This window comes from bacterium (genome assembly GCA_040755795.1).
In the GTDB taxonomy this organism is placed as follows: domain Bacteria; phylum UBA9089; class CG2-30-40-21; order CG2-30-40-21; family SBAY01; genus JBFLXS01.
Genome location: JBFLXS010000097.1, coordinates 1 through 11,780, shown reverse-complemented (window position 1 = coordinate 11,780; position 11,780 = coordinate 1). Strand labels below are relative to the sequence as shown.

At 39.0% G+C, this 11,780-nt stretch carries 16 protein-coding genes and 1 pseudogene; 1 reads left to right on the top strand and 16 read right to left on the bottom strand.

Features of this window, described 5'->3' with window-relative positions:
* Positions 1 to 156: 156 nt before the first annotated feature.
* The 11 genes and pseudogenes from AB1414_08260 to AB1414_08210 all read right to left on the bottom strand — a co-directional run bounded on the left by AB1414_08260 (position 157) and on the right by AB1414_08210 (position 6,210).
* Complete coding sequence (locus AB1414_08260) at positions 157 to 438, bottom strand: plasmid stabilization protein (GenBank protein MEW6607432.1); 282 nt, start codon at positions 436 to 438, stop codon at positions 157 to 159.
* On the bottom strand, positions 435 to 650 hold the full coding sequence (locus AB1414_08255; GenBank protein ID MEW6607431.1) for a hypothetical protein: 216 nt from the start codon (positions 648 to 650) through the stop codon (positions 435 to 437). Before AB1414_08255 ends, AB1414_08260 begins: the two co-directional genes overlap by 4 nt.
* A gap of 244 nt (positions 651 to 894) precedes the next feature.
* The gene (locus tag AB1414_08250) at positions 895 to 1,086 is read right to left on the bottom strand and encodes a hypothetical protein (GenBank protein ID MEW6607430.1); all 192 of its coding nucleotides are present in this window, start codon (positions 1,084 to 1,086) and stop codon (positions 895 to 897) included.
* Between the two features lie 157 nt (positions 1,087 to 1,243).
* A pseudogene (locus AB1414_08245) lies at positions 1,244 to 1,588 on the bottom strand (type II toxin-antitoxin system PemK/MazF family toxin).
* The gene (locus tag AB1414_08240) at positions 1,578 to 1,838 is read right to left on the bottom strand and encodes a hypothetical protein (GenBank protein ID MEW6607429.1); all 261 of its coding nucleotides are present in this window, start codon (positions 1,836 to 1,838) and stop codon (positions 1,578 to 1,580) included. The pseudogene AB1414_08245 and the gene AB1414_08240 overlap by 11 nt, the downstream one beginning before the upstream one ends.
* A gap of 140 nt (positions 1,839 to 1,978) precedes the next feature.
* Positions 1,979 to 2,176, bottom strand: coding sequence for a type II toxin-antitoxin system Phd/YefM family antitoxin (locus tag AB1414_08235; GenBank protein MEW6607428.1), 198 nt, complete (start codon positions 2,174 to 2,176; stop codon positions 1,979 to 1,981).
* A 13-nt stretch (positions 2,177 to 2,189) separates the two neighbouring features.
* Positions 2,190 to 2,438 carry a type II toxin-antitoxin system RelE/ParE family toxin gene (locus tag AB1414_08230; protein MEW6607427.1) on the bottom strand — a complete coding sequence of 83 codons (249 nt, stop codon included), beginning with the start codon at positions 2,436 to 2,438 and terminating at the stop codon, positions 2,190 to 2,192.
* Between the two features lie 488 nt (positions 2,439 to 2,926).
* Positions 2,927 to 3,274 (bottom strand): type II toxin-antitoxin system PemK/MazF family toxin, encoded by a 348-nt coding sequence (locus AB1414_08225; GenBank protein MEW6607426.1) that lies wholly within the window; start codon positions 3,272 to 3,274, stop codon positions 2,927 to 2,929.
* Positions 3,271 to 3,495 carry a DUF2281 domain-containing protein gene (locus AB1414_08220; GenBank protein ID MEW6607425.1) on the bottom strand — a complete coding sequence of 75 codons (225 nt, stop codon included), beginning with the start codon at positions 3,493 to 3,495 and terminating at the stop codon, positions 3,271 to 3,273. The genes AB1414_08225 and AB1414_08220 overlap by 4 nt, the downstream gene beginning before the upstream one ends.
* Before the next feature lie 974 nt (positions 3,496 to 4,469).
* Positions 4,470 to 5,573, bottom strand: a complete 1,104-nt coding sequence (locus tag AB1414_08215; GenBank protein MEW6607424.1) for a hypothetical protein — start codon at positions 5,571 to 5,573, stop codon at positions 4,470 to 4,472.
* A gap of 172 nt (positions 5,574 to 5,745) precedes the next feature.
* Entirely contained in the window at positions 5,746 to 6,210 is a 465-nt protein-coding gene (locus AB1414_08210; GenBank protein MEW6607423.1) for an MOSC domain-containing protein, read from the bottom strand.
* Between the two features lie 86 nt (positions 6,211 to 6,296).
* On the opposite strand from AB1414_08210, the gene AB1414_08205 reads away from it, so the two are divergent.
* Positions 6,297 to 6,446 carry a hypothetical protein gene (locus tag AB1414_08205; protein ID MEW6607422.1) on the top strand — a complete coding sequence of 50 codons (150 nt, stop codon included), beginning with the start codon at positions 6,297 to 6,299 and terminating at the stop codon, positions 6,444 to 6,446.
* A 62-nt stretch (positions 6,447 to 6,508) separates the two neighbouring features.
* Here the strand turns inward: AB1414_08205 and moaA are convergent, their stop codons facing one another.
* The 5 genes from moaA to xseA all read right to left on the bottom strand — a co-directional run bounded on the left by moaA (position 6,509) and on the right by xseA (position 11,288).
* Positions 6,509 to 7,486, bottom strand: coding sequence for a GTP 3',8-cyclase MoaA (moaA, locus tag AB1414_08200; GenBank protein ID MEW6607421.1), 978 nt, complete (start codon positions 7,484 to 7,486; stop codon positions 6,509 to 6,511).
* 7 nt (positions 7,487 to 7,493) lie between these two features.
* Positions 7,494 to 8,006 (bottom strand): molybdopterin-guanine dinucleotide biosynthesis protein B, encoded by a 513-nt coding sequence (mobB, locus tag AB1414_08195; protein MEW6607420.1) that lies wholly within the window; start codon positions 8,004 to 8,006, stop codon positions 7,494 to 7,496.
* Positions 8,007 to 8,048: 42 nt separating this feature from the next.
* Complete coding sequence (gene ccsA / locus AB1414_08190; GenBank protein ID MEW6607419.1) at positions 8,049 to 8,789, bottom strand: cytochrome c biogenesis protein CcsA; 741 nt, start codon at positions 8,787 to 8,789, stop codon at positions 8,049 to 8,051.
* A complete protein-coding gene (locus tag AB1414_08185; protein ID MEW6607418.1) occupies positions 8,779 to 9,681 on the bottom strand; it encodes a cytochrome c biogenesis protein ResB in 903 nt (300 codons plus the stop codon). Before AB1414_08185 ends, ccsA begins: the two co-directional genes overlap by 11 nt.
* A gap of 395 nt (positions 9,682 to 10,076) precedes the next feature.
* Positions 10,077 to 11,288, bottom strand: coding sequence for an exodeoxyribonuclease VII large subunit (gene xseA / locus AB1414_08180; GenBank protein ID MEW6607417.1), 1,212 nt, complete (start codon positions 11,286 to 11,288; stop codon positions 10,077 to 10,079).
* Positions 11,289 to 11,780: the final 492 nt, after the last annotated feature.

Below are 11,780 nucleotides of genomic sequence, written 5' to 3'. Positions count from 1 at the left end.
CCAGGTTTGCTTGACACCGTGAAGAGTGATAATTCACAATTCACAATTGACAATTCACCATTCACCATTATTAAGGAAATTTAGGGAAGAAATTGTGAATTGTGAATGGTGAATGGTGAATAGTTACTCTAACCTTAGATTAGGCAATTATGAAACTCAATAGACCTCTTCGTGGGTCCCTATTGTTTCCAAAAGAATTGCTTCTTGCTCTTTGTATTCTACGAATTTGAATATGATCCGCAGTTCATAACTTACACTACATGCCCACGAACCTTTAAGATCGCCTTTTAACTTATGGGTTTTTAGCAAAGGATTAAACGCATTTTCAGATAATAACCCCAAGGTATCTTGAATATCATTGGTAATATGAGGATATATCTTAACTGTTCGCCGTGCTGCCCGAATGAAAGAATTGGAACGGAGCAACAACCGTTTCAAGATAGCATCTCCTTCATAAGTTCAGAAGGAGTTGCAGGTTTGCACTTACCTTCTTTGAATTCTTGTTGAGCATCCTGAATTTCTTTGGATAATTCTGCACGTCGATGCTCAATTATGCGTCGATGCAAAACTTCCGTTAATGTCTCTTGTTCATCCAGAGACAATTTATCAGCCGATTCTAAAACTTTGTTGAAAGTCATCACGTTTCCCATCTTTTTTACCTCCTATATAGAGTTGTCTAACGATAGAGCTCACCCGCAGCGGGGAGAATTACTACTAAACTTTGTAAGCACAATTACCCTTTGAGATACTACAAAACTTTCAATCACGACACAGTCCCCCGGCGTCAACTGCAACGCAGGGTTAGACAAAAGCTCTGATTCGCTGTCTTGTAAGCGTTCAGCTACTTAAAAAAATAACTGTAAAATGTAAAATGAGCAATTAAAAATTTAAAAGTCAATTCTGTGTTCTGGCAGTAAGAATTGATTTCCCAATCATCTTGCATAATTCTTCAGCCTCATCAAGTATATTTTGTAACCATCCTTTCATTTTACATTTTTCATTGGACATTGCCCATTGGACATTATTATTAGATATCTTGCAATGACCTGAACGCTTACGCTGTCTTTTCCTTTTCCTCTGCCTCACCGAATTATTGTGCATTCCACATTCACGGTTTGACCGTAAAATATCTCCTTTGGGATGTTATCCAGAAAACGGATAATACCACATTCATAAACAAAACATCAGCACTATCAGATTTAAGATTATGTTGGCCACCCACCAGCACGAAAAATACACCCAACTAATACTCAATCACTGCAGCAATCGCTACGACAATTGATTTCATAACTACTGGGGAAATGATGCCAAGCTTCTGAACAAATCGTTGAGTATCAACACCACGTAGTTGTAAGGTGTCAACAGCTGATGTCTTTGTTAATCCGTTTATGCTATCTGGCATCAGTTTAACATGCCAGACATTTTGTGCGAAGTAGTCCTTTCACTCAGTTAGTGGAGCAACCAACCTAATGGGCAACATACCAACGGAATCAGAACTGACAACAACAACTGGACGAGTCTTTCGGATTTCCGCACCAATGGTTGGGTCGAGACTTACTAACCAAATCTCACCACGATTAATGCTCATAAATAAAATCTCCTGCTTGCCATTTTTGACGTTCGTTTGCTGTTTGCTCGTAGTGAGCTACCATCTTCTCAGCTTGTTGTGCCATAAGTTGACGCCGTTCATTCAAAGGAAGCTGCATAAAATCGATTTGAGATGAGACATCTGTTTCTTTATCAGCCAATTCAAGCAACAAACTGTATGCACATTGAAGATTTGTTGTTGGGATTTGTTTAACTAACTTTTGAATCTTAGAGTAAGTAATCGTTTCCATGTTTATTTCTCCTTTCTGCTCTATATTTTATTTAGATTTTCTTACAAATAGGGTTGTTATGGCCTAACGCTGAAATAAGCGGTGAGCGAAGCGAATCCGCTTCATTGATTTGTTAGCATTTCTTTAGTTTGTTTTGTACGCTACAATCCAAATTCTTTTCTTGCTTCTTCAAGACTTATTGTTGAACTATATTTTTCTTCTTCTTTTGCCAAACGCAATTCTTTCAAATCTTCATAATCAGCAATTTCTTCCTGAATCTGAATGAATTCTTCGTAAGGTAAAATCGCAAATTCTTTGTTCCCATCTTTCTCCAATATGTTTGGGTGTAATCTAGTCATAACCTGCCTCCTTTTAGCGATATATTTCCTTTCGATGTCTAATGCGATATATCACTATTTCATCTCCTTCTATTTCAAACAACACTCTGTAGTCTCCAACTCTAAGTCTATATTCTGGAGTATAATTAGTCAAGTGCTTAATATCTCCATAGAGGTCATTTTCCATCTCTTCTATCTTTCCCAATATACGCTTGAGTTCATAATGCGGTATTTCTTTTCCATCTTTAATAGCACGAGGTTTAAATCGTATCTTATAGTGCATTTACTCCTCTCTTTGTTCTTCTCTGATAACTTAGCCTTTTTTCTTCAACTCACAATTCACAATATAATGCTAACGGTAAAGTTCAGGTGCGGCGGGGAGAATTACCACAAAATTTCGACCTGTGAAATAGGTCGAATTTTTTCCACCTGTGAAATAGGAATATGTTAATCGTGGTTAGTATAAGAAGGGGGATAAGAGAATAAAGGAGTAAGCGTTCAGCTACTTAAAAAAAATAATTCTAAAATGTAAAATGAGCAATTAAAAATTTAAAAGTCAATTCTGTGTTCTATCAGTAAGAACTGATCCCCAATTATCTTACATTTCATCCATCCTTTCATTTTACATTTTTCATTGGACATTGCCCATTGGACATTATTATTAGATATCTTGCAATGACCTGAACGCTTACGCTGTCTTTTCCTTTTCCTCTGCCTCACCGAATTATTGTGTGCATTCCACATTCACGGTTTGACCCTAATATCTCCCCCCTAATTCCTAATTAGCCAATCCGCCAAATGTTTTTTGATCCGTTCCAATCTCTCCGGAGCTATTTCGCCTATAGTACCAAGAAAAATCTCGCTTTCTACCACTGCCAAACGCCCAATTCGAATGACACTAAACACTTTCAATCCACTTATTGCAAAGTCAGAATCTTCTTCCATGACAAATTCGTCAAAGTCTGGGATATAATGCCGTGTCTGCGATGAAATCATACATATCAACCAATCATCATATTCTCCTGGGAGCCTACTCAGCAGAAGCGCAGGGCGAAGTTTGCCTCCTACTAAATCCGTTTGTGGAAACCGAAATAAAACAATCTGTCCTCCCTTTTTCATGAAAACACCATCCTCAAGTCCGCAGTAGTATATACTGGCGTATCTTCATCTTCCATACCACGCATCGCAAAGGCAAGAGACGAAGTTGCCCACTTCTTTTCTTCGTGGCGAAGAGTTTCGCGTTCGGCTTTGAGAAGAAGATATTCAATGAAATCCAGTACTTCTGCTTGTAGAAAATTAGGTAGTCTCTGCACATCTTCTTGAATTCTTTCGGCAATCATTATCTATACTCCTTCCCAGGGATTTTACCCTCATCTTCTAATTTCATTCAGGTGGCCTAACGATTGAGCTCACCTGCTGCGAGGGGGGAATTACCACTAAACTTTGTAAGCAAGATAAAACTCTGGGAAATTACAAAACTATCTCAATCACGCCACAGCCCCTCGCAGTCAGGTGCAGCGAATGGTTAGAATTTCTCTTTTATATCCTCACACAAAGCCTCAAAGCACACAAAGATTTATTCTTTTTATTCAATTCCTTTGTGACTTTGTGTGATTATTTTTTTATTCTAACCTTAGATTATACTGCCTATTGGCAGTTTTTATTTTACTGCATTATAAGTTAGGTTATTTATAGCGTAGCATAAATAAAATATCCTGTCAAGAAAAATTTTAATATCAAAATTAGAAAATACTGAAAAATAACATCATGGTATTATACTGCCTATTAGCGGTTTTTATTTTACTGCATTATAAATTTTTTCGACCTGTGCAGGTTAGGTTTAAGATTATTATTCTTCCCTTACCTTAAAAATGTCCGAAGGGGAATAAGGAGATAAAGAAGGATTATAAATTCCCTGGATAATTGGGCAAAAGGTTATGGTTATGAAGTTGGTATGGAAGCCTGCTCCCTGATTTTCATCAGAGCTTGCCCTGAATTCATTTCAGGGGCAGGCTCTGACAGGCTCAGGAGTTAGCTCAGGATGGTTATGCAAAAAGACTAACCCTGGCCTGGCGCCAGGACAGGCTTCATAACCCCTAAACCAAACCGCCCTCCTAACCCTAGTGTCGTGTTGAGTAAGTTTTGCACGGGGTATCATCAGGTTTTGTAACCTGCAAACGGATAATTGGTAACTGGTAATTGGTTAAATAGTTTCGTCATGAGCTCAGCCGAACGGTATTTAATTACCAGTTACCAATCACCAGTTACCAGAATCAAATTTCGTGCGTTATTTGTTCAACACGACAATAGGTGTTTAGATTCTCAGTCCTTCAATCTCTACCTCATCTATTGGGCAGACATTTAGGATTTCCTCTTTATGTGAGTCCCAAATAACTCTGATTCCACTTTTGCCTTTATCATCCGAATATCTCGCACAGATAGCCGCCGCTTTTAGCAAGTTATCTGGCTCAATTTGTCCCCGGCAGATGACAACAGGACCTTTATAATTGACAACCATAACCTGGACATCATCCTTACCCAATTCAAGAAGCCTTTCATTCTCCTCCTCATTTCTTCCAACAACTACCTTTAATTCTTCTGATAGTCTAAAATGTCTGCCAATCTTCAAAAACTCAATATCAATCAAGCTCGGGGCATCGGTATGAGTAAGTAAATCCTTCATCTTTTTTGCAAATTCTGGGTCTGTTAAGAGACAACCACCTGCGGGAGATGGATAATCATTTATCTGTAGCTCTTTTGCCAGCTGAATTTGAGGTTTTCTTGAACGACCGGAAATACTAAGGAGTTTTTCTCTATCTACCCAGCCTTTTTCTTCAGGTAAGGTTGGTTTGAGCAATTTTGCAGATAAAGGCCGTAATACCAATCCCTCAAGCCCACTTTCGCGGTCAATTATCTCCATTGCCCTTCGATATTGGGACATAGGTCTTTGCCCAAGGACCTCGCCAGTAACGATAAAGGATGCTTCTGATATGGTCATATATTCTTTTGCCTTTTTAAGCATTAGAATTCGGCAATCAATGCAGGGGTTTATATTTTTCCCGTAGCCATACTTAGGATTTTTAAGCATCTCCAGATATTCTTTGCCGAGTTCAAATACCTTTAATTTCATCCCACATTTCTCGGTTACGATTTCTGCAGAATGCGAATAATCTTTAATTTGATTCCATCGCCAAAATGGGCTAATAAAGTTAATCGCCTCAACCTCTATTCCCATCTTGAGTATTATCTCTATGGCGATGGTGCTATCCAATCCCCCGGATAAGAGGGCTAATGCCTTATGTGTCATAAAACCTTCACGCTCCAATATTTCCCCTGAAAATAGGAAGTAGAAAGTAGAGAGTAGAAAGTAGAAAGTAAAGAAAACATCACTCCTCACGCCTATCTCCTTACCTCCCACCTTCTATCTCCTACCACTATTTTCATCGTCCTTTGTGAGTCGCAGATTCATGAGCGTTTCCCCTGAAAATAGCGAATTAGTGAATTAGAGATTAGCGAATTAGTTTGCGTCCGTGCTTTCGCAGACTCATGAGCGTTTTTCCTTTTCTTACACTACCTGATATGGTGAACGGTTATGAGTTGATGAGGATAATCTTATCCCCGGCTTTAATCTTGCCGCCAGATATTACCTCGGCAAATATCCCTTCTTTTGGCATGACGCAATCGCCTGCTTGATAATAAATGGCACATCTATCATGACAGACTTTCCCAATCTGACTTATTCTCAAAAGCACATCAGAGCCTATTTTAAGTTGGTTTCCTATTTTTAGCAAAAGTAAATCAATTCCACTGGTAGTGATATTCTCTGCAAAATCTCCTGGACCGACCGCAAGCCCCATCTGTTTCATCTTTTCAATCGATTCAAGGGCTAATAGGCTTACCTGGCGATGGGATACCTCATTTTTAATATCAGGACTGATATTGACATGCCCATCATCTTTGAGTCCACAATCCTTTATCAGTTGCCAGGCTCGACTAACGGGTTTTTTCCGTTCACCTTTGTTTTTGCTGATATTAACTGAAACTACCTGACCAATCATTAAATCCGCTCCATTTACAAATTAAATTCACCGATTAATAGCCACAGAGTCACAGAGAACACAGAGGGAATATATAACCACGAATGAACACAAATACAAAGAGATTTGGAGTGCGAGGCTGTAGCCTCACTTCTGGCAAGCCAAAAGGCGAATCTAAAGGTTCGCACTACATTTATGGGATGTCAGAGGTTAATTCGTGTGCATTTCTGGCTAATTCCCTTAATTCTCTGTGAACTCTGTGCCTCTGTGGCTGAACGCTTACCAGTTTCTTTCAATCCACAATCCGCAATTGAAATCATCCTCCAATAACCGCCATCTGACGGCCAGTAATCTTCTTTAACTTGAATTGATGTCCGCCGGGTTTCTGTCTTATTCCTTGAAGGATAAGCCCTTTCAATTCCTCATCTGATGCTCCGGCTCGCATAGGGACTTTCAGGTTAATTTCGTCTTCCTGTCCCAGACAAAGCCGTAAATGACCATCCGGGGTGAGCCGTATGCGATTGCACCTTGAGCAGAAATGATTACTAATCGGGGAGATAAAACCAACTTTCCCCATTGCCCCTTTTATCTGATAATATTCTGCAGGTCCATTACCAACAAGACCATCCGTCGCCATCAGATTAAAGTGTGCACTCAACCTTTCTTTTAAAACAGTGGTGGGTAAATATCGTTCTTCCCATAAAATCTTTTGATGACCAATCGGCATAAACTCAATGAATCTAACATAAACAGGTCTATCCAGAGTCAATCTGCTAAACGAGTCTATCTCATCATCATTAATCCCTTTCATCACCACCATATTTATCTTCAGCGGGCTCAAGCCTATCCTTAAGGATTCTTCAATCCCCAGAAGCACATCATCTAAATTCCCACTGCCTGTAATCTGATGATACCGCTCACGGTTCAGGGAATCTAAACTAATATTGATTCTCGCTATCCCCGCGTTTTTTAGTTGAGCCGCAAACCGAGATAGATTCGTTCCATTGGTTGTCAGGGATATCTCCTCAAACAGTCCTAACTTTACCAGTTCCTCAATAAGATACATCACATCTTTTTTAAGCAATGGCTCACCGCCAGTAATTCGCACCCGTCTAATGCCAAGTTGAGCCATCAAACCTGCCAGTCGGATTATCTCCTCGTATCTTAAAATCTCCTGATGACTCTTCTTACCTATCTCTTTCCATGATTGACAGTAGATACACTGTAAATTACACATATCCGTAATAGAAAGACGCAAGTAATTAATCTGACGATGGTAACTGTCTGTAAGCATAGGTAGTTCACCTTCTTATAAATTCTTCTTTCAGAAAATCAGCTATTTTTGAGTAATCATTCAGTTCAAAGCAGGGTATTTCAAGGTTAAAAGGACAGTCACTTACTACCGCCACGAGATTATCTTTTTCAGGATTACAGAGCAAACCAGTTTTTTTTACTATCTCCTGGCGAAAGACCTCAATCTTCGGTTTATCCTCAAGTTTATAGCCTTCAGTTAAAATAAGGTCTAATTCAGAAAGATACATTCTGCTAATCTCATCGATACTACAGGGATTTTTCAACTCACGGATGAGCATCAATTTATTCTGCCCGGCTAAAACAGTAGTTTGGGCACCAGCGAGTTGATAGCGATAGGTATCTTTCCCTTCACAGTCAACTTCCCCTTGTTTAATTATATGGCTGTGATGCTTAATTACGCTAATAGCGTAACCCCTTTTTCTTAATTCTGGCACCAGGCTTTCAATTAAGGTTGTCTTACCACTATTTTTTCTACCAACGATAGAGACTATTGGAATCATTGTGAAATAAGTATAATTGATTTTACTTTATTTGTCAATAGATTAAAGATATGAGTGCAAACCGGAAACTAAGAAACTGACCCCAAGAAATGTGAAAAGGATAACAAGTAACCCGACTATGGCTAAATAGGAAAGAGTCTTTTTGCTTACTCCGATAAACCTCAGATGAAGGAATAAGGCATAGTATAGCCAGGTAATTAAGGCCCAGACCTCTTTTGGGTCCCAACCCCAGTATCTCCCCCAGGCAAAATATGCCCAGATAGCACCGGAGATGATGCCAAAACTAAGCAACGGGAAGCCTAATTTAATTAAATAAATCGTTACCTCAGAAAATCTTTTCTCTTTATCCTTAAAAAGTGAGACAATAGCAGAAATAGTCGCCAGACTAAAAAAGGCATAAGCCAGAAAACAACTACTGACATGAATATGTAGCCAGGGGCTTTGAAGGGCGGGCATAAGTGGTTTTGTCTGCCAGGTAAAGGTTAAACTGGTGATTATTCCAGCCGCGGATAAAAGTGTTGTCCAGACACCAAGATTAACCCATTGAAACCATTTAAGCCCAACTAACCAGATTATGGGTATCAGCCAGCTTAAAAAAAGCAAGGATTCGTAGAGATTGGTAAATGGTGGATGACCTGCGTTAATGCTTAAAATAACCAACCCGAGTGTCTGGATAATAAGCCCTGCAGAGATAAGAATTATCCTGCCTTTCTGCTTGAAATTAGGAATTACGGATAAAAGATAAACAATGACAACGACTCCAAATAAGATTTTATCTGGCAAAGTAAAACCTCCTTATCAGCCCCAAAAGGATAAGAAATGAACCCAGAATGGCTATCTTTGCTCCAGGGTCTTTAACCACCTCAAGACTACTCCAATATTTCTCGACCACCATCTCTTCAAAGTCAAGATGAGATAATATTTTCCCTTGCCGATGATGAAAATCCTTGTGTTTGAGAAATAGCCATCCATTTTCTTTTAGCGTATCGCCTTTGTAAGCGGCAATTTTCACGGCAGGGTTCTTAAATTCCGCAGACCTGGAAAATGTTCTACCATCACTGTCGATAGCAAAATCAGGCAAGAAATCAATCAGTTTAAAAGTGAGACCACTTTCTTCCTCAATAACCTCATCCCCTATTCCCTTAAAGACTATTTTTCCCCGCGGAGAAACAATCTTTAAACGGACATCAGACAGTTCATAGCCTTGCTGGTAAAAGTTAAATCCGTTGAAGGAAAGAGGATGGTTAACCAAACTTTCCCCTTTTTTGACTAATTGGTTATTTAAAAATATAGAAATGGTGCTTTTAAATTCTCTTGGTGTTTGCCCATCATCATAAAACTTAAGGTCAAAGTCATCCAACCTTATTATCAAATTCGTCTCAGGTAGTCCCTGTTTTTCTCCTTCTCTTATCTCTATCACCTGGCGATAGCCAAAGAGAAGGGTAATTAATGCCCCAGTTAGAATCACCAGGAAACCTGAATGAATCAGCCAGGAAGTCAGGGAGACTTTTTTTCTCAAAATAAGACAGGTAAGGATAATTCCTGCGGCACAAACTAAAAGCAGGAGGAAAAATGGGGAGTGATAAAATTCCACATCATTCTTAAAACTACCAAAGATTAAGACACCAACGATAACACCACATAAAATCCCGCTTAGAAAAAATATCTTTTTCATATTTTTCTTAATTAAGATAGCATAATTACTCTAATTTGTCAAGAGGCAGACCGAAAATTCCTGGTATGGAGTGCGGCGGTATCTTGCTACCGCTTTCGGATAAAGCAAAAGCAATCTTTCGCACTCCAAAGGCTATTTTTAGAAGAAACGGACATGAGCCAGGGCTCACAAAGGGCAATGAAAATGGGAGAAGGACAACCCCCTAACCCCCTTTATTAAGGGGGAATTGCTGAGAGTTTCTTTCTTCCCGAATCCCGAGTCCCGAGTTCCGAATCCCGATTTTCAGAAGAAACGCTCATGCCCCCACGGGACACAAAGGACGATGAAAATAGTGGTAGGAGATAGAAGGTAAGGAGATAGGCATGAGGAGTAATGTTTTCTTTACTTTCTACTCTCTACTCTCTACTTTTTTTAGTTACCTTAGCTATCATTTCTCCCTGATGAACTCTGATTTTTAAATCATCATCAACATTAACCTGACAGACATCTTTGATTACCTCGCCAGTAAGCAGATTAGAGGTAATGCTATAGCCCAAAGACAGGATGGCAAATGGTGATAAAATCGTAAGTCTATCCGTAAAGTTTTGCAATTTTGCCTGTTTTTGCTCCAGGAGGTGTGAAGTAAGAAGTAAAAGGGTGTTTGTGGCATCATCTACCCTTTGTTGAAATTGCAGGATAGTTTGATATGGATGTTTGAATACCGGGGAGTGCTGGCATCTTTGTAATCTAATTAAAAACTGAGATAATTGAGATTTAACCGTATTTTTGAGGCGAATTAAAAGTGAATTTAATGTCTGGATTAATTCCTCCTTATTTTTAACTACTAACTCTGCCGCCGCAGAAGGCGTAGGGGCACGTAAATCTGCAACAAAATCGGCAATGGTAAAATCTGTTTCATGACCAACCGCAGAGATAATTGGGATTTGCGAATTAAAGATAGTTCTGGCAAGGTTTTCATCATTAAATGCCCACAAATCTTCAATCGAGCCGCCACCACGACCAATAATAAGAACATCAGGCTTTTTTGCCATTTTATTAAATTCTTTAATCGCCTGACAAATTTCCTCTGGTGCCTCTTTACCCTGAACCCTGACTGGAAATATGAGTAATTCAATATTATAAAATCGTCGACCGATTATATTTAAAATATCTCTAATTGCCGCACCGGTAAGAGAAGTGACGATGCCAACTTGTTGAGGAATAAGTGGTATGTTTTTTTTATGTGCTGGGTCAAATAATCCTTCCTTTTTTAATCGTTGTTTTAATTCTTCTAATGCGACATAAAGGGAACCTATGCCCGCAGGCTGGAGTTCATCAACCAATATCTGGTATTCACCCCTTTTTTCATAGACACTAATCATTCCTCGCACAATCACTTTCATCCCATCTTCTACTCTATGTTGTAAAAAAGCAAGCCGACTACGAAACATCACAGCTTTTATCTGGGAATTTGCATCTTTTAAGGTAAAATACATATGACCTGAAGTAGGAATTGTTAAATTTGAGACCTCACCCTCTACCCAGACATTCGGGAAATTACCTTCAAGGATACTTTTTATGTTTTTAGTCAATTCGCTAATAGATAAAATATGTTTTTCCATCATCATTTTAGACTTTCGATTTCGGATTTTCGTAACCGTTCAGGTGGTAATTTACCGCAGAGACGCAAGAGTTTACAGAGAAGATATGGAAATAAATCAGATAACAGAAAAGATTATTGGTGCAGCCATTGAAATATAGTAACTATTTACCCAAATGAAGTGCAAGGTAATCGGTAATCAGGTAATCGGTAACAACCAATTGATCTTTTCCCTTTACCGATAACCTGATCACCGATAACTGATTACCTGAATTTCACTTCAGATGGCTAAAATGTTACGAAATATATATCCTCAAGGATGGGATTAAGCGTATCGTCCATAGATTTTAATTTTCTTCTCTGCGTCTCTGTGTCTGTGCGGTGAACGGTTACAAAGATTTAACCGCAAAGAGCGCAAAGGAAGATTTCGCAAAGGACGCAAAGGAAGGAAAATAAGGTGGTGAACAACCTATTGCTTTGTTAAGTTTGCTTTGCTATGTTTAGAAAGTTATCGGTTATC

Coding starts and splice junctions, on each gene's coding strand:
- AB1414_08255 (MEW6607431.1), bottom strand. CDS start 650: ATGGGAAACGTGATGACTTTCAACAAAGTTTTAGAATCGGCTGATAAA.
- AB1414_08240 (MEW6607429.1), bottom strand. CDS start 1,838: ATGGAAACGATTACTTACTCTAAGATTCAAAAGTTAGTTAAACAAATC.
- AB1414_08235 (MEW6607428.1), bottom strand. CDS start 2,176: ATGACTAGATTACACCCAAACATATTGGAGAAAGATGGGAACAAAGAA.
- AB1414_08230 (MEW6607427.1), bottom strand. CDS start 2,438: ATGCACTATAAGATACGATTTAAACCTCGTGCTATTAAAGATGGAAAA.
- AB1414_08225 (MEW6607426.1), bottom strand. CDS start 3,274: ATGAAAAAGGGAGGACAGATTGTTTTATTTCGGTTTCCACAAACGGAT.
- AB1414_08220 (MEW6607425.1), bottom strand. CDS start 3,495: ATGATTGCCGAAAGAATTCAAGAAGATGTGCAGAGACTACCTAATTTT.
- AB1414_08205 (MEW6607422.1), top strand. CDS start 6,297: ATGAACACAAATACAAAGAGATTTGGAGTGCGAGGCTGTAGCCTCACT.
- moaA (MEW6607421.1), bottom strand. CDS start 7,486: ATGCTTACAGACAGTTACCATCGTCAGATTAATTACTTGCGTCTTTCT.
- mobB (MEW6607420.1), bottom strand. CDS start 8,006: ATGATTCCAATAGTCTCTATCGTTGGTAGAAAAAATAGTGGTAAGACA.
- AB1414_08185 (MEW6607418.1), bottom strand. CDS start 9,681: ATGAAAAAGATATTTTTTCTAAGCGGGATTTTATGTGGTGTTATCGTT.
- xseA (MEW6607417.1), bottom strand. CDS start 11,288: ATGATGATGGAAAAACATATTTTATCTATTAGCGAATTGACTAAAAAC.